This window comes from Microbacterium sp. Bi121 (assembly GCF_918698005.1).
Taxonomy (GTDB): domain Bacteria; phylum Actinomycetota; class Actinomycetes; order Actinomycetales; family Microbacteriaceae; genus Microbacterium.
On record NZ_CAKKLJ010000003.1, the window covers coordinates 105085 to 127090 of the forward strand.

General features: G+C 68.9%; 20 protein-coding genes. 9 read left to right on the forward strand and 11 right to left on the reverse strand.

What is annotated here, in order from left to right; all coding sequences use genetic code 11:
- The first annotated feature begins 66 nt into the window (after positions 1-66).
- Positions 67-2061, forward strand: coding sequence for a cytochrome c oxidase assembly protein (locus LQZ87_RS05445; protein WP_230102449.1), 1995 nt, complete (start codon positions 67-69; stop codon positions 2059-2061).
- A gap of 1 nt (position 2062) precedes the next feature.
- Here the strand turns inward: LQZ87_RS05445 and LQZ87_RS05450 are convergent, their stop codons facing one another.
- Complete coding sequence (locus LQZ87_RS05450; protein WP_230102450.1) at positions 2063-3121, reverse strand: hypothetical protein; 1059 nt, start codon at positions 3119-3121, stop codon at positions 2063-2065.
- 72 nt (positions 3122-3193) lie between these two features.
- On the opposite strand from LQZ87_RS05450, the gene LQZ87_RS05455 reads away from it, so the two are divergent.
- The gene (locus tag LQZ87_RS05455) at positions 3194-4585 is read left to right on the forward strand and encodes an AAA family ATPase (RefSeq protein ID WP_230102451.1); all 1392 of its coding nucleotides are present in this window, start codon (positions 3194-3196) and stop codon (positions 4583-4585) included.
- A 10-nt stretch (positions 4586-4595) separates the two neighbouring features.
- Here LQZ87_RS05455 and LQZ87_RS05460 read toward each other — a convergent pair whose 3' ends face one another.
- Both LQZ87_RS05460 and LQZ87_RS05465 read right to left on the reverse strand, forming a co-directional pair.
- Positions 4596-5243 (reverse strand): biliverdin-producing heme oxygenase, encoded by a 648-nt coding sequence (locus tag LQZ87_RS05460; RefSeq protein ID WP_230102452.1) that lies wholly within the window; start codon positions 5241-5243, stop codon positions 4596-4598.
- A 98-nt stretch (positions 5244-5341) separates the two neighbouring features.
- A complete protein-coding gene (locus LQZ87_RS05465; protein ID WP_230102453.1) occupies positions 5342-5656 on the reverse strand; it encodes a DUF2470 domain-containing protein in 315 nt (104 codons plus the stop codon).
- A gap of 98 nt (positions 5657-5754) precedes the next feature.
- On the opposite strand from LQZ87_RS05465, the gene LQZ87_RS05470 reads away from it, so the two are divergent.
- Genes LQZ87_RS05470 through LQZ87_RS05485 form a run of 4 tightly spaced genes read left to right on the forward strand, consistent with a single transcriptional unit; the run spans position 5755 to position 9268 of the window.
- The gene (locus tag LQZ87_RS05470) at positions 5755-7038 is read left to right on the forward strand and encodes a serine hydrolase domain-containing protein (protein WP_230102454.1); all 1284 of its coding nucleotides are present in this window, start codon (positions 5755-5757) and stop codon (positions 7036-7038) included.
- Positions 7039-7068: 30 nt separating this feature from the next.
- A complete protein-coding gene (locus LQZ87_RS05475) occupies positions 7069-7992 on the forward strand; it encodes a tryptophan-rich sensory protein (protein ID WP_230102455.1) in 924 nt (307 codons plus the stop codon).
- Complete coding sequence (locus tag LQZ87_RS05480; protein ID WP_230102456.1) at positions 7919-8461, forward strand: DNA starvation/stationary phase protection protein; 543 nt, start codon at positions 7919-7921, stop codon at positions 8459-8461. Before LQZ87_RS05475 ends, LQZ87_RS05480 begins: the two co-directional genes overlap by 74 nt.
- 3 nt (positions 8462-8464) lie before the next feature.
- Complete coding sequence (locus tag LQZ87_RS05485; protein ID WP_230102457.1) at positions 8465-9268, forward strand: SDR family oxidoreductase; 804 nt, start codon at positions 8465-8467, stop codon at positions 9266-9268.
- A 60-nt stretch (positions 9269-9328) separates the two neighbouring features.
- On the opposite strand, the gene LQZ87_RS05490 is transcribed toward LQZ87_RS05485, so the two are convergent.
- Both LQZ87_RS05490 and LQZ87_RS05495 read right to left on the reverse strand, forming a co-directional pair.
- The gene (locus tag LQZ87_RS05490) at positions 9329-10522 is read right to left on the reverse strand and encodes a 4-hydroxybenzoate 3-monooxygenase (RefSeq protein WP_230102458.1); all 1194 of its coding nucleotides are present in this window, start codon (positions 10520-10522) and stop codon (positions 9329-9331) included.
- A gap of 94 nt (positions 10523-10616) precedes the next feature.
- On the reverse strand, positions 10617-11366 hold the full coding sequence (locus LQZ87_RS05495) for an IclR family transcriptional regulator (protein ID WP_230102459.1): 750 nt from the start codon (positions 11364-11366) through the stop codon (positions 10617-10619).
- Positions 11367-11478: 112 nt separating this feature from the next.
- On the opposite strand from LQZ87_RS05495, the gene LQZ87_RS05500 reads away from it, so the two are divergent.
- The 3 genes from LQZ87_RS05500 to LQZ87_RS05510 all read left to right on the forward strand — a co-directional run bounded on the left by LQZ87_RS05500 (position 11479) and on the right by LQZ87_RS05510 (position 14604).
- Positions 11479-13362, forward strand: coding sequence for an FAD-dependent monooxygenase (locus tag LQZ87_RS05500; RefSeq protein WP_230102460.1), 1884 nt, complete (start codon positions 11479-11481; stop codon positions 13360-13362).
- Between the two features lie 123 nt (positions 13363-13485).
- On the forward strand, positions 13486-13941 hold the full coding sequence (locus tag LQZ87_RS05505) for a MarR family winged helix-turn-helix transcriptional regulator (protein ID WP_230102461.1): 456 nt from the start codon (positions 13486-13488) through the stop codon (positions 13939-13941).
- A gap of 9 nt (positions 13942-13950) precedes the next feature.
- Positions 13951-14604, forward strand: coding sequence for a hypothetical protein (locus LQZ87_RS05510; protein WP_230102462.1), 654 nt, complete (start codon positions 13951-13953; stop codon positions 14602-14604).
- A gap of 97 nt (positions 14605-14701) precedes the next feature.
- On the opposite strand, the gene LQZ87_RS05515 is transcribed toward LQZ87_RS05510, so the two are convergent.
- Genes LQZ87_RS05515 through LQZ87_RS05540 form a run of 6 tightly spaced genes read right to left on the reverse strand, consistent with a single transcriptional unit; the run spans position 14702 to position 21919 of the window.
- On the reverse strand, positions 14702-16273 hold the full coding sequence (locus LQZ87_RS05515) for an FAD-dependent oxidoreductase (RefSeq protein WP_230102463.1): 1572 nt from the start codon (positions 16271-16273) through the stop codon (positions 14702-14704).
- Positions 16270-17640 (reverse strand): FAD-dependent oxidoreductase, encoded by a 1371-nt coding sequence (locus LQZ87_RS05520; protein ID WP_230102464.1) that lies wholly within the window; start codon positions 17638-17640, stop codon positions 16270-16272. The genes LQZ87_RS05515 and LQZ87_RS05520 overlap by 4 nt, the downstream gene beginning before the upstream one ends.
- Positions 17637-19019 (reverse strand): FAD-dependent oxidoreductase, encoded by a 1383-nt coding sequence (locus tag LQZ87_RS05525; protein ID WP_230102465.1) that lies wholly within the window; start codon positions 19017-19019, stop codon positions 17637-17639. Before LQZ87_RS05525 ends, LQZ87_RS05520 begins: the two co-directional genes overlap by 4 nt.
- On the reverse strand, positions 19016-20344 hold the full coding sequence (locus tag LQZ87_RS05530; RefSeq protein WP_230102466.1) for an MFS transporter: 1329 nt from the start codon (positions 20342-20344) through the stop codon (positions 19016-19018). The genes LQZ87_RS05525 and LQZ87_RS05530 overlap by 4 nt, the downstream gene beginning before the upstream one ends.
- 41 nt (positions 20345-20385) lie before the next feature.
- Entirely contained in the window at positions 20386-21177 is a 792-nt protein-coding gene (locus LQZ87_RS05535; protein WP_230102467.1) for an SDR family NAD(P)-dependent oxidoreductase, read from the reverse strand.
- Between the two features lie 7 nt (positions 21178-21184).
- Positions 21185-21919: an SDR family NAD(P)-dependent oxidoreductase gene (locus tag LQZ87_RS05540; protein ID WP_230102468.1), complete on the reverse strand. Its 735-nt coding sequence runs from the start codon at positions 21917-21919 to the stop codon at positions 21185-21187.
- Positions 21920-22006: the final 87 nt, after the last annotated feature.

Below are 22006 nucleotides of genomic sequence, written 5' to 3' on the forward strand. Positions count from 1 at the left end.
CCGATCGGGGCGGCCTTCGTGGTCTCCGCGGCGGCAAGGACACCCGCGCGAGCTTAGGCTTGAGGAATGAGTTCTCCCGGTGCCGTCTCCGTCTCGTCGTACCGCGGCGCCGGCATCCTGATCCTCAGCGTGAGCACCGCGCTCGCGCTCGTCGTCGCACTCATCCTCGGCGGAGGAGCCGCCCCGCTCCTCGTGGGCGACCCCGGTGATGTCATCCGCTGGAGCCTCCCGATCGCCCGGACGGTGAACAATCTCAGCGCGGCGCTCATGATCGGTCCGATGGTGCTCGCCCTGTTCGCGCTGCGCGCGGGGGAGAAGCCGTTCGAGACGGCGATGGACACGGCATCCATCGGCGCAGCCGTCTTCACCGTCTCCTCCGCTGCCACCGGATTCCTGACGTTCCTCGCCGCGTTCAACCCTCAGATCAGCCTGGAGCAGCAGTTCGGCGAGCAGCTCGGCCGATTCCTGCTCGCCCTCCCGCTCGGCCAGGCCTGGCTCATCACGACCATCATGGGCGCGCTCGTCACGATCCTCGCGTTCGCCTGGCGCACCTGGACCCCGACGCTGATCACCGCGGTCATCGCGCTCGCAGCGCTGGTCCCGATGGCGCAGCAGGGGCACTCCGGCGAACTGTCCGGGCACGTCATCGCCGTGAACTCGATCCTGCTGCACACCATCGGCGCTGCCGTCTGGCTCGGCGGGCTCATGCTCCTCGTCGTCCTGCGTCTCGCGAAGGGCGTCGATGCGAAGGATCTCGTGAGCCGCTACTCGAGCCTCGCGATCGTCGCGTTCTTCGTCGTGGCCGTCTCGGGTGTCGTGCGCTCGACGGTCGGCCTCGGCAGCTGGGACGCACTCTGGTCGCCGTACGGCCTCATCATCATCGCCAAGGCGGTTCTGCTGTGCGGGATGGGCCTGCTCGGGGCCTGGTACCGCACTCGGCTGATTCCACGTATGGACGGCGAACGCGCGTCGCGCTGGTTCTGGATGCTCGTGCTCGGTGAGGTCGCGCTCATGGGCCTGGCATCCGGTGCCGCCGCGGCCCTCGCGCGCACGCCCCCGCCCACAGGCGACACGGCCGCGGTCCGCCAGACGCCGGCCGAGATCCTCACGACCTCACCGCTGCCGCCCGAGCTCACACTCGACAGATGGTTCACAGCGTGGGACTTCGACATCCTGTGGGCGCTGGCCGCCGCTCTCGGCGTGTTCTTCTACATCGCGGGCGTGTGGCGCCTGCATCGGCGGGGCGATCGCTGGCCGATCCACCGCACCGTGTTCTGGATGCTGGGCCTGGCTCTGCTGTTCTGGGTGACCTGCGGACCGCTGAACCTGTACCAGGAGTACCTCTTCAGCGTCCACATGATGGGCCACATGGTGCTGTCGATGGCGATCCCGCTGCTGCTGGTGTCCGGCGCACCGATCACGCTGGCTCTGCGCAGCATCCACAAGAGGGATGACGGGACCCGCGGCGGACGCGAATGGATCCTGTGGGCCGTGCATTCGCCGTTCTCCCGCGTCGTGACGCACCCGTTCGTGGCGGCGGGGATCTTCGTCGGCTCGCTCTGGGGCTTCTACTTCACCGATCTGGTCCGGTGGGCGATGTACGAGCACCTCGGCCACGAGTGGATGATCATCCACTTCCTGATTTCCGGCTACCTGTTCGTCATGAGCCTCGTCGGCGTCGACCCGGTGCCGTATCGGCTGCCGTACCCCGGCCGCCTGATCACGCTGATCGCCGTCATGGCGATGCACGCCTTCTTCGGCATGGCGATCATGATGCAGGAGGGGCTCATGGTCGCCGAGTGGTTCGGCGCGATGGGGCGCACCTGGGGACCCACCCCCATGGAGGATCAGTACATCGGCGGCGGCATCGCCTGGTCGGTGGGAGAGATCCCCACACTGATCCTCGCGATCACCGTGGCGATCCAGTGGAGCCGTGACGACACCAAGGTGCAGCGTCGTACGGACCGGAACGCCGATCGCACGGGTGATGCCGAGCTCGAGGAGTACAACGCGAAGCTCGCGGCGCTCGCCGCGAAGGACGAGCGCGAAGCGGCCCGCTGACTCAGCTGCCGCCCGGATTGCCGACGCGGATCGATGCCGAGCCGTCCGACAGAATCGTGATCGTGCCGTCCACCCGGAACGGCACATCCTCGGAGACGTGCTCGACCGATCCGTCGTACAGCGATCGGATGTCGACCTCGATGTGCGCCACGGCATCCGCGGGCGGGATCATCCAGTGTCCGCCATCCGGCTCGACGGTCACGGTCGGCTGCGTCGTGATCGACCACACCGGCGGCGCGACGATGCGATTCTGCACCTCGAGGCCGAACGGGCACGCGGTGGGCTGCAGCACCTCCTGCGTCGTGCACTCGTCGAGGAACTCCTCGACCCGGTCCTGAACGACCCCGACGAACTCGTCCGTCGGCTCGGTCTGCAGCTCGACGGGGGTCTGAGTGAGCGGGGAGTCGGCGAGGAAGCTCACGCCCGGCGACGTCGCGATCGCGGTGTCGACGGTGACCGAGTACAGCCCCGGTGTGAACACGAGCAGCGGCAACGGATCTGTCGGCGCAGCATCTGCACCCGCCGCCGAGATCTGGTTGCGGTCGACTTCGAAGCCGTTGACGGCGAAGTGGTCGGCGCCGAGCACGGTGAGTGCGACGGCGGCGAGCGGAGACTGCGTGAATCGCCAGTTCGGGGTGACGCCCGCCCAGCCGTCCTGCTCGACCTGGAACGTCGACGATCCGGCGTGGCCGCCGGCGACGTACTCGACCGTCACCGAGGTGACGCCGTCGTCCGTCTTCTCGCCGACGACCTCGACGTCGCTGAGCGGCGCGAGAGCGGCCTTTCGCAGCATCGCCTCGGATGCTGCTGGGTCGATGCCCGAACGCTCGAGGACCTCCCTGTCGATCGAGACCCCAGGGATGTGCAGCGCATCGGCGGCGTGGCCGGTGGCGAGCAGGTCGATGTAACGCGTGACGAACGCCGATGGGCCGTAGAACTGCTTGTACAGCACCAGGGCGCCGGCGCCGAGAGCGGCGAGCAGCAGCACTCCGACCACGGCGAGAGCGGTGAGATCGAACCACAATCGACGGCGCGCGGGCGTCGTCGAGGGCTGATCCATGGCGCCAAGTCTAGAAGGACGGGCCTGTGACAGTGCCGAGCGTGTGACGGTGAGCGACGTACGATGAGAGTCGTGTCTTTCCCCGCCCTCTCCGACGAGCAGCAGGAGCTGTTCCGGCTCATCGAGGACACCAGAGAGCACGTGTTCATCACCGGCCGCGCCGGCACGGGCAAGTCGACGCTGCTGCAGTACTTCGCCTGGAACACGCAGAAGCAGATCGCGATCTGCGCCCCCACCGGTGTCGCGGCGCTGAACGTCGAGGGCCAGACGATCCACTCGCTGTTCCGGCTGCCGATCGGACTCATCGCCGAGAGCGAGATCGAGCAGAACGACGCCACCCGTCGCATCCTGAACGCCATAGACACCCTCGTGATCGACGAGGTGTCGATGGTCAACGCCGATCTCATGGACGGCATGGACCGGGCTCTGCGTCAGGCACGAGGCCGTCGCGCCGAGCCGTTCGGCGGCGTCCAGGTCGTCATGTTCGGCGACCCGTACCAGCTCGCCCCTGTGCCACCGCGCGGCGACGAGCTGCGCTACGTGCAGGACCACTACCGCTCGTTCTGGTTCTTCGACGCCAAGGTGTGGGCCGGCGCGACCATGGGCGAGGCAGACGGCCTGATCGATCTCGGCAGGCACGGAGCGCCCCTGCACGTGCGCGAGCTCGTGCAGATCCATCGGCAGTCCGATGACGGGTTCAAGGCCATGCTGAACGCCGTGCGCTACGGACGGGTGACCGCAGAGATCGCCGAGGTGCTCAACGCGCAGGGGACCAGGACGCCCCCTGACCCGGAGCCGGGCGAGATCCCGATGATCACGCTCGCCACGCGCAACGACATCGTCAACAACATCAACCGCCGGCACCTGGCTGCGCTCGCCGGCAAGGAGCAGACAGCGCGTGCCGAGATCAACGGTGACTTCGGACGCGGGGACGGCAACTACCCGGCGGATGCCGAGCTGAAGCTCAAGGTCGGCGCGCAGGTGATGTTCCTCCGCAACGACGTGTCGATGACGGGCGAACCGCCGCGATGGGTGAACGGCACGATCGGCACCGTCAAGCGCATCCTCGGCGGCTCGGTGCGCGTCGAGATCGACGGCGAGGACGTCGATGTGGAGCCTGCGGTCTGGGAGCGGTTCCGCTACTCGTACGACGCGAACTCGAAGACCCTGAGCCGCGACGTGATCGCCGAGTTCATGCAGTTCCCGCTGCGGCTCGCGTGGGCCGTGACGATTCACAAGTCGCAGGGCAAGACGTACGACCGCGCGATCATCGACCTCGGTGGCGGGGCGTTCGCGCCGGGCCAGACGTACGTCGCGCTGTCCCGCCTCACCTCGCTCGACGGCCTGTACCTGTCGCGACCGCTGCGGCCGAGCGACATCCGGGTCGATCAGGACGTGCGCCGGTTCATGCGCGAGGCATGGGAGGCGCGGCAGGGATCGACGCCCGAAGTCGCCGGGTCCTGAAAGCCGCGAGTCAGGCGGCGACGCGCGCCCGGTCGAGGTCTTCGAACAGCTCGGTGTTGAACCGGTACGCCAGAAGCACCTCGTCGATCACGCGCTCGCGCTCGGCCTCATCCCAGGGCGCGGCATCCAGCTGCTCGCGGTACACGTCCTTGAACGCATTCGGGTCGGCGATGTCGTCGAACAGGTAGAAGCCGACGCCGTTCGTCTCGAAGCCGAAGCGGCGTTGCATCACACGGCCGATGAAGATGCCGCCGGACAGGTCGCCGAGGTAGCGGGTGTAGTGGTGGGCGACGAAGCCGCCCGCCCAGGTGGCGCCGACCTCGTTGATCCGGGCGACGTAGCGCTCGGTCGTCGGCAGCGGACGGATGATCTCGCGCCAGGAGTCGCCGAGAAGGAACTCGAGGTCGGCTTCGAGCGCGGGCAGCCTCGTCAGCTTGTCGCTGATGAACACGGATGCCACCGGGTCGCGGCGCATCCGCTCGCCCGCGGATTCGAGCGCCTCGTAGATGAAGTAGTGCTGCGAGACGAGCGCGATGTAGTCCTCGCGCGAGCCCTCGCCCTTCAGCAGATCGGCCATGAACCCGGCGTGCTCGCTGCGGGAGTGAGAGCTGGAGGAGCGCTCGCGCAGGGCCGCGGAGAAGGAGATGAGTTCAGCCATGGCACCAGTGTAAGGGCAACCTAACCTTAACCGGAACCGCGGATTTCCGGGCTCGGTTCAAGCGCCTGAGCGCGGTCACGCTCAGGGATGGTCCACGATCAGGCGTGTGGGCGGGGTTCGATGCCGAGCTTCTCGCAAGCCGCGTCGTACAGCGCGACGACTTCGCGGCGCACTGCTGGGCGCTCGTCGATCGATCCGCCTGGCCACGGCACGCGCAATTCCTCGGGGATCCCGGCGCGGGTGATCTGCCACACGCCGCCGTCCCCGTCGAGATCGGTCATGACGGCATCCGTGATCGGCAGATCGGATGCCGTTGCGAACGCACGCGCGATGAGGAGGTTGTCATCGGTGTGGTCGCCGTTCATGTGGCGGAGGATGGCCGCGACCACGTCGGCGTCGAAGATGTGGGGCATGGTCATTACTGTATGTCTCCCGCAAGCGGGGCGCAGCGCGCCGGACTTCTCGGCACCGCACCTTAGACTCGGTGGATAGATCATCGGGGAGACTCTTCATGCACCTTCGCCCGTCGCGCCGTATGCGCGCCGTCGCCGCCGGCGCCGTCGCGCTCGCGCTCGTTCTGACCGGATGCACGTCGGAGGAGACTTTCTCCTACACTCCTCCGGCTCAGGTGGATCAGCCGCTGCCCGACGACACGTCTGCTCAGTTGCAGGCCGCCGTCGAGAACGCGATGCAAAAGGTCGGCGCGACCGGCGCCATCGTCGGCGTGTGGGTGCCGTGGAGCGGAACCTGGGTCACTGGTCTGGGAACGCAGTCCGTCGAGAACACGACGCCGGTGACGAAGGACATGTCCTTCCGGATCGCGAACACGACGCGCATCATGACGTGCGAGGTGCTGTACGCGCTCGCCGACGAGGGCACCGTCGAACTCGACGCCGCCGTGCCCGAGTACGTCTCGGGTGTCGCCGACCTCACGGACGTCACCCTGCTCGATCTGTGCAACGGCACGAGCGGCATCGGATCATCCGAGGCAGCCGTCCGCGGGATGTGGCAGAACACCCCTGAGCGCGTGTGGGCGCCTCTGGAGCTCGCGGCCTACGGCCTCGGCGCCGGCCTCACCGAGCCGCACACGACCTACCGCGATTCCGACGCCGGATACCTGCTTCTGGGGCAGGCGCTCGAGCGCGCCTCCGGCATGACGGCATCCGAGCTCATCGCCAAGTACGTCGCGCACCCGCTTCAACTGGAGCACACGTCGTTGCCGGCTCCGGCCCCCGCGACGCCGGGTGACGACCCACTGAGCGGTAACTATCTCAACGCGGTCGAAGGCGGTGGCTACGACTGCACCGCCCCTGTGGACATCACGAAGGTGTCGTCGAGCACCGGCTTCACCAATTCCGGCGCCGTGTCGACGATCGGCGATCTCGGCCGCTTCATCCAGGCCGCCGCACGCGAGGGACTGCGTGAGGGCGCTGAGCCGAGCCAGTTCGCGAAGCCCCTGCCGGTCTCGGCCAAGGCCGACTCGTGGTACCAGGTCACCGGCGGCGCGTACATGGTCGGTCCGCTGATCGGTCAACACGGGTGGACGCCCGGCTACGCCTCGGCCGCCTACGCCGATCCGGAGACCGGGTTCACCGTCGCGGTCGTCCTGAACAACTCGGCCTCGGGGGGCAGTGTGGCTGCGTACCTCGCCTGGGAACTCGCTGCCATCGCCTCCAAGGCGCCAGCGGCAGAGGGTCAGACGGCACCCGAGTTCGGGCTCCCGTTCACCGCCGACAAGTACCACGCGGTCATCTCCGACCTCAACGTCTGCGCCACGCCGCCCGCCGCCGGCTGAGCCCGAGGCACTCGCCTCTACTCTGGGGGCATGTCCCAGACAGAGAAGTCTGATCGCGTTCGTCGGATCGTCGTCGCGCTGACGATCGCCGGGTCCATCGTGGCTGCGCTGGCGGGCTCAGGACTGTTCGGCGGGGCGAGCATCGCGGATGCCGCAGGCGGCGCCTTCGCGGCGGACGCCACGGTGCTGGCACCCGCCGGGTTCGCCTTCTCGGTCTGGTCGGTCATCTACCTGGGCCTCGTCGCGTACGCGATCTGGCAGTTGGTACCCGCGCAGGCTGCGAAGCCGCGCCACCGCGCGGTCGGCTACGGCATCGCGGCATCCGCTCTTCTGAACGCCGTCTGGATCGTGTGCGTGCTGGCCTGGCGCATCGCGGAGTCGTTCGTGATCATCGTGGTCCTTCTCGGGGTGCTGCTGATGACGTTCGTGCGGGCATGTAGACGGGACGGGCGTCGCACGGTGGCCGAGATCGTGCTCATCGACGGCGTCATCGGGCTGTATCTGGGCTGGGTGACCGTGGCAGCGGCGGCGAATCTCGCCGCGTGGCTGGCGGATGTCGGCATCGAGTCCTGGGCGCAGGCTCCAGGCGTCCCAGGGACGATCACGCTGATCGTCGCCGGACTCATCGCCCTGTTCACCGCCTGGCGCGGCGGTCGGTGGGCACCCGCCATCGCGACCTCATGGGGACTCGTGTGGATCGCCGTCGGTCGTTGGGCCGGGGAGCCTGCGGCTCCGGTCGTGGCATCCACCGCGATCGTGCTGGCGGTGCTCGTGCTGCTGGCGACCGCATGGAGATTCCGGGCTCGCACGCGTGTTCGCGATAGTCAAGCCCCTGCATCCGACGGATCGGCGCCGGTACCGTCGCGGCCAGGAGGTCATCATGGCAACGACCAAGAACACGCGTACGGCCCGCGGAGGCACGGGGGAGAAGAGCACACGACGGCAGAACGCTGAGAAGGGCTTCGTGGCGTCGAAGAAGCTCGGCGAGGACCTTCAGGCGGTACTCGTCGACCTGCTCGAGTTGTCGATGCAGGGCAAGCAGGCGCACTGGAACGTCGTGGGGCGCAACTTCCGCGACACGCACCGGCAGCTCGACGAGATCATCGAGGCGGCGCGCGAATTCAGCGACACGGTCGCCGAGCGGATGCGCGCGTTGCACCACGTCCCGGACGGACGCAGCGACACCGTGGCATCCACCACGACACTGCCCGAGTATCCGCAGGGAGAAATCGACACGACGGAGACCGTGGATCTGATCACGGTGCGGCTCGAGGCGACCGTCGGCACCATGCGCGGCGTGCACGATGCCGTCGACGAGGAAGATCCCACCAGCGCCGACATCCTGCACGCGATCATCGAGAAGCTCGAGCAGTTCGCGTGGATGGTCAGTGCCGAGAACCGGAAGCCCGCCGCTCGCGGCTGAGCCATGACCCTCACCGAACGCGGGGGTCTCGCGATCGTCACGGGCGCGGACTCGGGCATCGGCCGAGCCGCGGCCGTGGCGCTCGCCGCCGACGGCTTCGATGTCGGCATCACATGGCGCACGGATGAGGCAGGAGCAGAGGCGACCGCCTCAGAGGTGCGCGAGCACGGGGTGCGCGCGCTGATCGCCCCGCTCGATGTCGCGGACATCCCGGCATGCGGAGACGTCATCGACCGTCTCACCGAAGAACTCGGCGGACTCGACGTCTTCGTGCACAACGCCGGCACCGGCCTGAAGACGCCCTTCCTCGACGTGGGTCTCGACGAGTGGAAGCACGTGCTCGATGTGGACCTGACCGGTGCGTTCGTCTGCATTCAGCGTGCCGCGCGTCAGATGGTGCGCGCGGGGCGCGGCGGGCGGATCATCGCCGTGACCAGTGTGCACGCGCATCAGCCGATGGTCGGATCGAGCGCGTACGACGCGGCGAAGCACGGTCTGAGCGGTCTGATGAAGAACATCGCTCTCGAACTCGGCGGAAGCGGGATCTCGGCGGTGAGCGTTGCGCCGGGCGAGATCGCGACGCCGATGACCGGGCAGACCGATCAGGATCCGCACGGCACTCACCGTGCCGGCATCCCGATGGGGCGTCCGGGAGACGCTCGCGAGGTCGCAGCACTGATCGCGTTCCTCGCCTCCCCGAGAGCGGCGTACATCTCCGGAACCTCGATCGCAATCGACGGCGGGATGCTCCAGATGGGACCGCAGGCCGGTGCCCACCTCATGAGCGACGAGTGGCGCTCCGTCTGAGGCGGGCCAGCTGGCGCGGTCTATCCCACCGTCGACAGGACCCCGCCGGATAGCTGAACCTCAATCGAGCGGCCAGCCCGTGTAGGCCTCGGCGAGGTAGGTGCGGCCCGCCTCGGAGTCGGTGACCGACCGCAGCTCGCCGAGCTGGCGCCGGCGGTCGAACTCGTTGTGCTCTGGGAGCAGGTGCAGCATGCTCGTCATCCACCACGAGAAGTGTTGCGCCTTCCAGATGCGCTTCAGCGCCTGTTCGGCGTAGGAGTCGATCAGGCGCTCGTCGCGCTCGTCGAACAGTGCGCCGAGTGCGCGGGCGAGCAGCACGACATCGGCCACCGCGAGGTTCATGCCCTTCGCGCCGGTGGGCGGAACGGTGTGCGCGGCGTCGCCGACGAGCGCAGCACGGCCGTGGCGCAGCTCGCTCGCGACGAAGCTGCGGAACCTCAGCACGTCGCGCTGGAAGATCTGGCCCTCCTTCAACGTCGTGCCGGGCACGCGGGACTGCAGCGTCTCCCAGATCTCCGCCTCGCTCATCGCATTCGGATCGGCATCCGGGTCGCATTGGAAGTACATCCGCTGCACCTCGGGGCTGCGCTGGCTGATCAGCGCGAAGCCGTTCTCGGAGTTGCTGTAGATGAGCTCTTCCGCGCTCGCCGGGGCCTCGCAGAGGATGCCGAACCAGGCGAACGGATACTCGCGGAAGTAGCCGCTGCGCGAGTCGCCGGTGATCGCCGGGCGCACGACGGAGCGCGACCCGTCGGCGCCGACCACGAAGTCGGCGTCGATGATGAGCTCTTCACCGTCGGCAGTCGTGGCGACCACGCGCGGGAGCTGGCTGTCCACGCCCTCGACGCGGGATGCCGTGACGCCGAAGCGCAGGTCCTGCCCCGCACCCAGACGCAGGGCGAGCATGTCCTTCAGGACCTCGTGCTGCGGGTAGAGCCACACGCTGCGGCCGACGAGCTCGCGGAAGTCGATGCGGTGCCCCGCGCCCTGGAAGCGCAGCTCGATGCCGTCGTGCCGGTCGCCGACCGTGTGCACGCGGGTGTTCGGGTCGATCGCCGTCAGCAGGTCGACCGTGCCCTGCTCGAGGATGCCGGCGCGGATCGTCGACTCGATCTCCTCGCGCGAGCGCTGGTCGATGACGACCGACTCGATGCCGGCCTCGGCGAGCAGATGGGACAGGATCAGGCCGGCCGGGCCGGCCCCGACGATCGCGACCTGGGTTCTGACAGGCTCGGTGCGGATGCTGGTGCTCACGGTGTCTCCTTCGACGGGGATGCTGCGCACAAGTCTGCAACGACGGACTCGGGGACTCGGCATCCTTCTCATTGAATGGGAGCGGGCCCCGGGTTCAACGCATCGCGCGCAGGGCGCCTTCGATACCCCTTGCCGCATCCAGGAGTGCAGCGACAGCCGGTTCGGTCGCGGCATCCCGCGGCAGGATGACCGAAAGTGCGGCGATGACCTCACCGTGATCGCGCACTGGTAGGGCGATGCCGGTGGAGACGGCTTCGATCGATCCGGGAGCGATGACGAAGCCCCGCCGCCTGATCGACGCGAGGAGCGACCGGAGCGCCGAGGCATCCGTCACTGTGTCTCGCGAGACGGCTCGCAGGGGAGCGGCGAGCACGCGCTCGCGCACGGCGGGATCGGCGAACGCCAGCAGAACCAAGCCGGACGAGGACGCGTGCAGCGGCAGGCGTCCCGCGATCCGGGTGATGTTGGCCCCGGCATCCGGGTGCGAGAGGCGTTCGAGGAACAGGGCCTCCTCATGTTCGAGGACGGCGAGCTGCGTGTGTTCGCGGATGATCGCCTGCACGCCCTCCATGTGCGGCAGCGCCGCCTGCCGCAGTCGCAGTGCGCTCGATCCACGCAGCGCGAGCTCCCACAGGCGCATGCCGAGCCGTACGCGATTCTCCTCGTCGCGCTCCAGCAGGCCGGCCCTGATGAGGTCCCCGACGATGCGGTGCGCGCTGGACGGCGGCAGCCCGGTGCGACCCGCGATCTCGGAGGCGGTCTGCATGGTCCGGTCGTTCGTGAACGTGTCGAGCACGCGCACGATCCGATCGGTCATCGAGTCGCCGGACGAGGAGTTCGCCATGGGGACCAGCTTGGCACGCGGCATCCGTCCGGCGTCTCGGTGTACTCGGATCGGAAGAAGGTGTGTACAATCGTTGGCACCCCAACTATCCCGGGCGATCGAAGGAGATCCCATGCAGTTCTACCGAGACGGCTACCGCCCCGGCGATCCCGACATCAAGATCGCGGCCCCCCAGGTCGCCGATCGCTCAGCGGATCTTCCGGACGCCCTCGACGTGCTCATCGTCGGCACCGGCCCCGCTGGCACGGTGCTCGCCGCCCAGCTCGCAGCCTTCCCCGACATCACCACCCGCATCATCGAGCGCCGCGAAGGTCCGCTTGAAGTCGGCCAGGCCGACGGCGTCGCGTGCCGCACGGTGGAGATGTTCCAGGCGTTCGGCCTCGCCGATGCGCTGGTCCGTGAGGCGTACTGGGTCAACGAGGTGCGGTTCTGGGGGCCATCCGACCACGATCGCTCGAGGATCGCCCGCACGGGCTGGGTGGAGGACACTCCTGCCGGACTCAGTGAATTCCCGCACGTGATCGTGAACCAGGCGCGCATGCAGCAGTTCCTGCTCGAGCACGCCGCGAAGTCCGCCAGCAAGCTCGACGCCGACTACGGCATCGAGTTCGTCGGCTATGAGATGGATGCCGACTCCGAGCATCCCGTCATCGCCACCCTGCGGCGCACGGACGGCTCCGAGTTCACCGTCCGCGCGAAGTACGTCATCGGCTGCGACGGCGCTCGGAGCAACGTGCGCCGTGCTCTCGGCATCCGTCTCGAAGGCGACGCCGCCAACCACGCGTGGGGCGTCATCGACGTGCTCGCGACCACCGACTTCCCGGATTGGCGCACCAAGAACGTCATCCAGTCCGACGGCAAGGGGAGCCTGCTGATGATCCCGCGCGAGGGCGGGAACATGGTGCGCGTCTATGTCGACCTCGGCGCCGTGTCAGCCGGCGACAGCACCATCCGCAGCACCACGGCTGAGCAGCTCACCGACGTCGCGAACGCCATCCTGCATCCGTATTCGATCGACGTGCAGCAGGTCGCCTGGTCGAGCGTCTACGAGGTCGGCCAGCGCGTGGCCGGCCGCTTCGACGACCTGACGGCGGAGTCACCGGCGGATGCCGTCCCGCATCTCTTCCTCACCGGAGACGCGTGCCACACCCACAGCGCCAAGGCCGGTCAGGGCATGAACGTCTCGATGCAGGATGCGTTCAACCTCGGCTGGAAGCTCGCCGCGGTGCTGCAGGGACGCTCGGATGCCGCGCTTCTGCGCACGTACTCCGAGGAGCGCCAGGCGATCGCCGCCGACCTCATCGCATTCGACAAGCACTGGTCGGCATTCATCGCGCAGCCGGCGCTCGACCCCGAGCATCCAGAGCGCGGCGGCGTCTCGCCGGCCGACATGCAGGCGGAGTTCGCCCGCCAGGGCCGTTACACCGCCGGGATCGCGACCACCTACACGCCATCGACGTTGACCGGGACCGCCGAGCACCAGCAGCTCGCGAGCGGATTCGAGATCGGGACGCGGTTCCACTCGGCGCCGGTGTGGCGAGTGGCGGACGCCCGCCGGATGGAGCTTGGTCACTCGCACCGCGCCGACGGACGCTGGCGCATCTACGCGTTCGGAGACGCGTCGGGCGCTGGGCTGCGGGAGTTCGCAACATGGCTCGCCGACAGCTCGGACTCTCCGGTTCGCGCGTTCACCGCACCGGATGCCGACATCGACAGTGTGATCGAGGCGCACGCGGTGTTCCGCGGGTCGCGGCACGACGTCGACGTGACCTCGCTGCCGGAGATCCTGTTGCCGAAGTCCGGTCCGCTCGGGTTGCAGGACTGGGAGAAGGTGTGGGCGGCGGATGCCGATGACATCTTCCACGCGCGGGGCGTCGCACCGGAGGGCGCCGTCGTCGTCGTGCGCCCTGATCAGTACGTCGCTCAGGTGCTGCCGCTGTCAGCACGCGAGGAGCTGCGCGACTTCTTCGCCGGCTTCCTTCTGCCGGTCACCTGAGGCGCGCACGGTGCGGACGCGCCATGCTGTATCAGTTCGGTCGGTTTCACCGCACTCAGAACCGACGAAACTGATACGGCATCGCCGGTTCGACGCTGTCGACTTGAGAGGATGGATGCCGTGATGACCATGGCAGATCTCCCGGAGCCGCAACGCCACGTCGGCAACCTCATCCGCCGCGCGCAGCAACTGCACCTGGCGACCTGGGCCCGGGTGGCCGATCCCGACATCACGAGCACGCAGTACAGCATCCTCGCCGTGCTCGAGCGCCTCGGCGAGGCCAGCCAGCGCGAGCTCGGCGACGAGGTCGACCTCGACCGGTCCACGATCGCCGATCTCGTGCGTCGCATGGAGAAGTCCGGTCTCATCGCGCGACAGCGCGCGGCATCCGATGCGCGACGGAACGTCGTGACGCTCACCGCGCACGGCGCGGCGGAGCACGCGCGACTGGCCCCGCGGGTCGTCGAAGTGCAGCGAGAGCTCACCGGTCATCTGGGGTCTGCCGAGTCGGCGGCGCTGTTCCGGGGGCTGTGGGCGATGCTCGAGCGGCCGGGCAGCTCGGATCCGCGCGCGCGGTAGCCTCGTTCTATGCCCGCTTCTGCCGCCGACACGCCATGGGAGCCACGTGACCCGCAGGCGGTGGCCGAGCTTCTGTCGACGGCATCCGTGCGCTGGTGGCTGTCGGGTGGCGCGGCGCTGGATCGCTGGCTCGGCCATCCGATCCGGGAGCGCGCGAACATCGACGTCAGTGTCGTCGCAAGCGACCTCGCGGCCCTCGTCGCAGGCCTGCCCACCGGGTACAGTGCCTGGGCGCCCTCGGGCGACGAGGACGAGTTCATCCCGTTCGCCGAGGCCCCGACGGATGCCGACCTCCAGCCCGTGCTCATCCGCGATGACGAGAAGAATGCATGGGTACTGCAGGTCAATGCCGAGGACGGTGCCCCGCGCGCGTGGGTGTACAAGCGCGACCCGCGGCTGACGCTGCCCTGGGATCGTGCGGTCATCGACCTCGACGGCATCCCGACCGGGGCCCCCGAGGTGCAGCTGGTCTGGAAGGCCCTGCGCCCGCGCGAGGAGGACACGGTCGACAAGGATGCCGTGCTGCCCGGGCTCTCACCCGAAGCGGTGCAGTTCTACGAGACGGCGCTGCTGCGCATCCACCCGCACTCGACGTGGTCGATCCACATCCGCAGCCCGTTCGCCCCGGGCAAGGCGAGCTGGAACCGCAAGAAGTCGTCCTGACGCCACCCCCTGACACGAGAAATCCCCTGCGCGGCGAGACGGCTGCTGCCAGCGCGATTCTCGACGTGCAGAGGAATTCTCGGGTGGGTGGGGAGCGCTACCGGATGACGCTGAGCTCCTCGACCGGCGTCTCGAGCACCGAGTCCTGCGGGCCGACCGCGACGAGATCCGCACGCGCTTCGGCCTGAGCCGCGTGGCGACCGGCGATGCGTCCCGAGACCATCGCCCAGCCGATGTGCAGACCGTGATTGAGCAGCTGCAGACCGCCCTGACCGGTGGACCCGGCCGCGTACAGGCCCGGGATCACGGATCCCTCGGGCGTCGTCACCCGCAACTCCGTGTCGACGGCGAGACCTCCGTCGGCGAGCGTGATGTACGACTGCATGGGTCCGAGCGCGTAGTACGGACCGTCGCCGATGCCCGCCCCGAAAGCGGTGCGGCCGAACTCGGGGTCCTCGCCCCTCGCCGCGTGCTCACGGAACGACTGCACTGTGCCCCGAAGCCCCGAAGCATCGATCCCGGCCTTCTCGGCGAGCTCCTCGAGCGTGTCGGCCTTGTGGAACATGTCGGGCCGGTAGCGTGCGTAGTCGCCGACGTACGCGTACGCGACGCCGGGGAAGGTCGACACGGGATTCGGCCACGCCGAGAACCGCTTCGCCAGCGCCTCGTCGAAGACCATGTACCCCTTGTTGCTGTCCGCGGCGACGCCCCGGGCGAGCAGCTTGTCGGAGTCCTCGTTCGCGACACGGCGGCCCTGCTCATTGACGAGGATCGCCCCCGCGCCGTACATGGTGTTGTTCGGCCCGACCCAGCTCGTCAGCGCGCCGCGCAGCAGCACGGCCAGGAGCCGCGCAGGAAGCCGCTCGGCGACCAGACGCACCATGCGCGAGACGACGGGATGCGACGGCAGCAGCTTGATCGGATCGGGGAAGCGTCCAGGCGGGAACCGCAGCCCCTCGTACAGCCGGTCCATCTGCAGCATCACACCGCCGACGTCGCTGCCGAGTCGGAACCCGTCACCGGTGTTCGTCTTGTTCACGGCGGGGACCCGAGCGGCATCCTCGCCGACGTATGCCGCCTTGAGGTCCGCGGCTGCGGAGTAGTCGCCCGTCGCGAGCACCACGGCTCGTCGGCCGAAGTACTCCTTGCCGTTCGCCCTCGCCCCGATCACCTCGCCCGCCGCGTTGCGCAGCAGACGGTCGACACGGGCATCCGTGATGACCCGGACGCCGCGCTTGCGCGCCTCGCGCAGCAGTGCCGTCACGTACGCGCCGGAGTTCGGCAGCACGTTGTGCATGCGCGGCTTCTCGTACGGCGGCTCAGGGGTGGGTCCGAGGAACTGCACGCCGATGCTCGACAGCCACTCCAGCGTCGATCCGGCGTTCTCGGCGAGAACCCGACGCAGCGCTGCGTTCTCGCGCGCCTCGTCGGCGCCGTTGGCGACCTTCATGTCCTCGATGAACAGCTCGATCGAGTCGTTGACACCGGCGCGGTACTGGTACGCGGTGTTCGCGGCGGTGAAGCTGCCCACCGACATGCCGGTGCTGCCGCCCGGGCGGGGGCACTTCTCCAGCACGATCGCCTTCGCGCCGCTCGTCGCGGCCGAGATCGACGCGGCCAGGCCCGACCCGCCGCCGCCGATGACCAGAACATCCGTCGTGATGCTCATGCGTGTGTCCTCTCCTGAGATGTCTCATTCAGGGCCGCGCGGGCTGCTGAACGTCCGGCCCACCGGCCGGTGATGTAGGCCGGCGCCAGTCCGCCGGCATAGCCGACGTTCGACAGACCGCCGATGTCGGCCCCCGCCGCGTACAGGCCGGGGATCGGTGCACCGTCCGGATCGAGCGCTTCGCCCCGTGTCGAGATCGGCACGCCGCCGAACGTGAACGTGATCGACGGCTGCACCATGAGCGCGTGGAACGGCGCCGTCTGCGGTGCGCGGGCATCGGCGGCCACAGGGGCGCCCGACGCCCAGCCGCCACCGGCCTCCGCCGCGCCGCGGTACGCAGCCAGCGTGGCGCTCAGCGTCGCGGCATCCACACCCCACTCCGCCACCTGCGCGACGAGCCCGTCGATGGTGTCGGCGCTCGCCCACAGACCGCCGGCGGCCTTGGCCGTCTCGAAGCGGTCGGTGGCGCCGAGGCCGGGGAACGGCTCGGAGCGCGCCTCGGTCAGATGCACGTGCTCGTCGAAGATCAGCACCCCGCGGCTGTCGGGCTGCCCGACCACGACCTGATTGATGATCTCGTCGCCGAGCGTCTCGTCGACGAACCGCTCTCCGCGCATGTTCACGAACACGGTCGAACCGGAGTAGTACTGCGAGTACGGCAGGTAGTGCTCCGGCTCGAACTCCTCGAGCGGCCACGGCACGAGATGCCCGTAGTACGAGGCCATCGACCTGCTGCCGCCGGCGCCCGCCGCACAGGCCATGCGCAGTCCGTCGCCGACGTTGCCGACGTGCGAGCGCATGAGCAGATTGTCGGACTGCGGGCCGACGTACCGGGTGAGGAGCTCGGGGTCCCGGCCGAAACCGCCGGTGGCGAGCACGACGCTCGGCGCCCGGTACTCGACCGGTCCGTTCGGCGTCTGTGCGACGGCGCCGACGACGCGGCCCGCATCGACGAGGAGTTCGCGCACCGGCGCCTCCGACACGATGACGCCGCCGGCCGCGGTGACGGCATCCCGGCACGCGGCGAGGATCGCATGGATGTCGGTCGAGTACCCGATGCCGAACGTCATGATGTCGCGCGTCGGCTCGTCCGCCACGCGCGCGCCCGTGGCGCGGACCTCGGCGATCGCATCCGCGAAGTCCGCCACGACCCGCTCGCCGAGGGCGATCTCGCCGTTCGGGATGCGACGGCGGTAGGACTCCACGTCTGGGGCTGTCCACAGCATCCCGGCCGACAGGGCCGCCGATCCGCCGAACGAGGCCGACTTCTCCAGCAGGGCCACGCGCGCTCCGGCGCGTGCCGCGGCCGCAGCGGCGGACGAGCCGCCGATGCCCGACCCGATCACGATCACATCGAAGGCGTTCATGCCGGCACCTCCTCAGCACGCGCCGCCGCCTGGCGGGCCACGTGCAGGCCGAAGACCGCGCCCTTGCCGAGCGACGTCCCCGTCATGTACGCGGCGCCGTGGAACCCGCCGACCACCTCGCCGATCGCGTAGAGGCCGGGGATGATCTCGCCCTCGACGTCGACCACCTCGGCATCCGGGGTGACCTTCACGCCGCAGTACGTCGTCGTCATGAGCGACTTGGCCGGGTACGCGTAGAACGGGGCCTCGACGATGGGGCGGAGCTCGCCGACGCCGTTGCACAGGCTCGTGCGTCCCAGCTCGTCGGCCTCGCCCGCGTCGATCGCGCGGTTGTACCGCTCGACGGTCGCGACCAGGCGTCCGGCGTCGACGCCGACGATGGCCGCAAGCTCCTCGAGCGTGTCCGCGTGGTGCAGGTGGCCGAGCGCTTCGATGGCATCCATGTCCTTCAGAGGGATGCCGGGGTGCGAGAGCGCACGAACGGATGCGTCGAAGATCTGGACCCCCAGACCCTCCTCCTCGCGGAGCACGGCGGTGCCGAGCGTCTTGTACGACTGCGACTCGTCGGTGAACCGCTCACCGGCGCGGTTCACGATGATCGCGCCCATGTAGTACGCGGTGAGCAGCTCGTGCACGTCGCCGGTCTCGGGGTGCGAGCCGTACGTGCCGCTCACGAACGACATGTCGGCCATGTCCGCGCCGAGCTTCCACGCCAGCCGCAGTCCGTCGCCGGTGTTGCCCCTGCCGCCGAACGGGAGCGCGGCCAGCTGCTCGGGCGCGAAGATGCCCAGCAGCTCCTCGCCGCGGCTGAAGCCGCCGGTGGCGAGCACGACGCCCTGCCGAGCTGTCACGTCGACCTCACCGGTGGGGCCCGCAAGGCGTGCGCCGGTGACGTGTCCGGTCTCGTCGGTGAGCAGGCGGATCGCACGGTGCTCGCGCAGCGTCGTCCCGCCTGCTGTCTCGAACTGCTCGTGCAGGCCCGCCATCACATCGACGATCGCCGAGTTGTGGCTGCGCCTGGCCGACTGCCCCGAGCTGATCTCGATCTCGCGGAAGCGGACGCCGTGATCCTTGAGCCAGCGGTACGCGGCCTCCTGGCGATCGAGATACGCGTTCAGGAGCGTCGGGTCGTTGCGGAACTCGCCGACCTCCTGCATGTCCTTCAGGAACAGTTCGCGCGAGTCGTTCTCGCCCGCCTCGCGCTGCTCCTCGGTGTCGCTGAACGCGAACCATCCGCCGCTCATGACCGTCGAGCCGCCGAGGGACGCCGTCTTCTCGGCGAGGATCACGTCGATTCCCGCCTCGGCGGCGGCGGTGGCCGCGGTCTGCCCGGCGATCCCGCTGCCGAGCACGAGCAGGTCGGTCGTCAGGGCGGTCATCGGGTCACCCCCAGCCGGTCGAGCGGCGTCTTGTAGGTCTCACGCCCCGAGGCGATCGCGATCGCGGAGATCACGCAAGCGACCGAGGTGAAGACGGCGGCGGGCCACCAGGCGTTGCCGTTCGCGGCGGAGATCGCCTGGATGATGACAGGGGAGAAACCAGTCAGCACGAGCCCGAGCTGCAGGCCGACGGCCATTCCGGTCACACGGTAGCGCGTGCTGAACAGCTCGCTGAAGTAGGAGGGATAGACGGAGTTCGTCGCCGCGAAACCGATCGAGACGCACAGCAGAACGCCCGCGAAGATCATCGGGATGTTGGCCTCGGCGACCGCCCAGAAGAACAGCCACACGGCGGCGGCGCCGAACAGGTTGCCGCCGATCAGCACGGGCTTGCGGCCGATCTTGTCGCTGAGCGATGCCATCAGCGGCTGCGTCACGAGGGCGACGACGTATCCGACGATGACGACCCAGAGCATGGTGCTCGCGTCGATGCCGACGACGTTGGTCGCGTAGGTGAGGCCGTACACGGGCACCGTGGTGCTGATGACGACGAGGAATGCGGCGAAGATCACGCGGATGACGTCGAACGGCTGGTTGCGCAGCACGTCGCCGAGTGGAACCTTGGCCGTGGTGCCGAGCTCCTTCTCGGTCGTGAACGCCTCGGTGTCGCGCACGGTGCGGCGGATGACGAGGCCGACGATGAGGATGACGGCGCTCAGCCAGAACGGCACTCGCCAGCCCCACGCGACGAGCTGCTCCTCGGGGAGGGCGGCGACGCCGATGAAGGCGAGCGTGGCGAGGATGTAGCCGACCCAGATGCCGTTGATCGCCCACGAGGTATACAGCGCCCGACGATTCGCGGGGGCATGCTCCAGCGTCAGCGACGACGCGCCCGACAGCTCACCGCCCACCGACAGCCCCTGGCAGAGACGCAGGATGATAAGCATGGTCGGGGCGAGGATGCCGACGGAGTCGTACGAGGGCAGGCATCCGATCAGGAACGTGGCGATGCCCATGACGAGCAGCGTCAGGATCATGATGTTCCGCCGGCCGAAGCGGTCGCCGAGGTGGCCGGCGAGGAACCCGCCGAGCGGGCGGGCGATGTACGCCACGCCGTAGAGGCCCAGGGAGTAGAGCAGTCCCGTGGCGCCGGCATCCGGGAAGAAGACGCGCGCGAACACGAGCGCCGACGCCGAGGCGTAGATGTACATGTCGTAGTACTCGAGCGCCGAGCCGATGAATCCGGCCAGCGACGAGCGCTTGCTCTGGTTGCCCGGAGCGCGTGTGCTCGCGGTCTCGGAGAGGAGTGCTGTCTTCGTCGACATCGTGATGTCCTGTTCTGTCGGGGGTTCGGGGGAGCGGCGGATCAGCAGGTGATCATGCCGCCGTTGACGTCGAGGCTGGCGCCGGTGATGTAGGACGCCTTGTCGCTGATGAGGAACTCGATCGCATCGGCGATCTCGCTGGGCTGGGCGAAGCGCGCCATCGGGACCTGCCCGATCATCTGCTCCGTCTCGGCCGACGGCACGCCGCCGGTCATCTGGGTCTGCACGAACCCCGGGGCGACGCCGTTGACGCGGATGCCGAAGCCGGACAGCTCGCGCGAGAGCGTCGCGGTGAGATTCTGCAGGGCGCCCTTCGACGCGGCGTAGGCCGCCGACGAGGGGAGGTACGGGGGGAACGGGGCGCCGGGCAGTCCGCCGGTGCCGAGCTTCGAGACGATCGAGAGGATGTTGACGATCGACCCGGTTCCGTCGCTCGGCATGTGGCGGAACGCCTCCTGCACCATCAGCAGCGGCGCCTTGACGTTCACGCCCATGACGAGATCCCACTCGTCGGGTGAGATGTCGAAGAACGGGCGCTTGTGCCCCTCGTCCTTCGGCGAGATGCCGACGCCGTTGACGACGACGCTGAGAATGCCGAGCTCGCGCGCCGCGTCGACGGCCGCCCGGTTCGTCTCGGGGTTCGTGAGGTCGCCGGCGGCGATGCGGTGGTCGCCGTTCGGCGTCGGCAGGGATGCCGCGACCTGCTCGGCGGCTCCTGCCGACGCGTCCGCGATGACGACCCGATGACCGGCGGCCGCGAGCCGCTCGGAGACGACCCGGCCGATGCCGCCGGCGCCTCCGGTGACGATCGCGCTGCGAGTGATGCTGTCCATGGTGCTCCTAGTAGGTGGCTCGTCCGCCGGACGCGTCGAAGACGAAGCCGGTGGTGAACGAGGATTCGGGGGAGGCGATGTAGGCGACGAGGCCGGCGATCTCCTCGGCGGTGCCGAAGCGGCCCATGGGGATCAGGGACTTCTGCACGTCGCGCCGCTCAGGCGACATGGCTTGGATGAGCGGGGTGTCGATGGATGCCGGGGCGATCGCGTTGACGGTCACGCCACTGGCCGCGTACTCGCGCCCGACCGACTTGACCATGCCGATGACGCCGGCCTTCGACGCCGAATACGCCGCCATCTGCGGGTTGCCCTCCTTGCCGGCGATCGAGGCGATATGGATGATCCGCCCGGATCCCTGGGGCAGCAGGTGGGCGAGCGCGGCCTTCGTGACGGCGAACGCGCCGCCGAGGTTGAGGTTCACGATGCGCGAGAACGTCTCCTGCTCTGTGTCGACGGTCGCCGCCACCGGGCCGAGGATGCCGGCGCAGTTCACGACGATGTCGACGCCGCCGAGCGCGGTCGCGGCTCCGGTGATCGCATCGGCGACGCCGGTGGCGTCGGTGACGTCGATCGCGCCGGTGAACGTCGCGCCGAGGTCGTCGGGCCAGGTCGCTGATGCGAGATCAAGGGCGGCGACGCGGATGCCGTCTGCTACGAGGCGCCGCACGACGGCAGCGCCCATTCCGCTGGACGCACCCACGACGATCGCGCCGCGCTGGGTGCCCGGGTTCATCGACATCGATACCTCGCAGGAGACTTCATTGTTCGTTGGGGTCCGGAGTTTTTCCGGATGAAGCGATGGTAGAGGTATGTTGCGCTGGAAGCA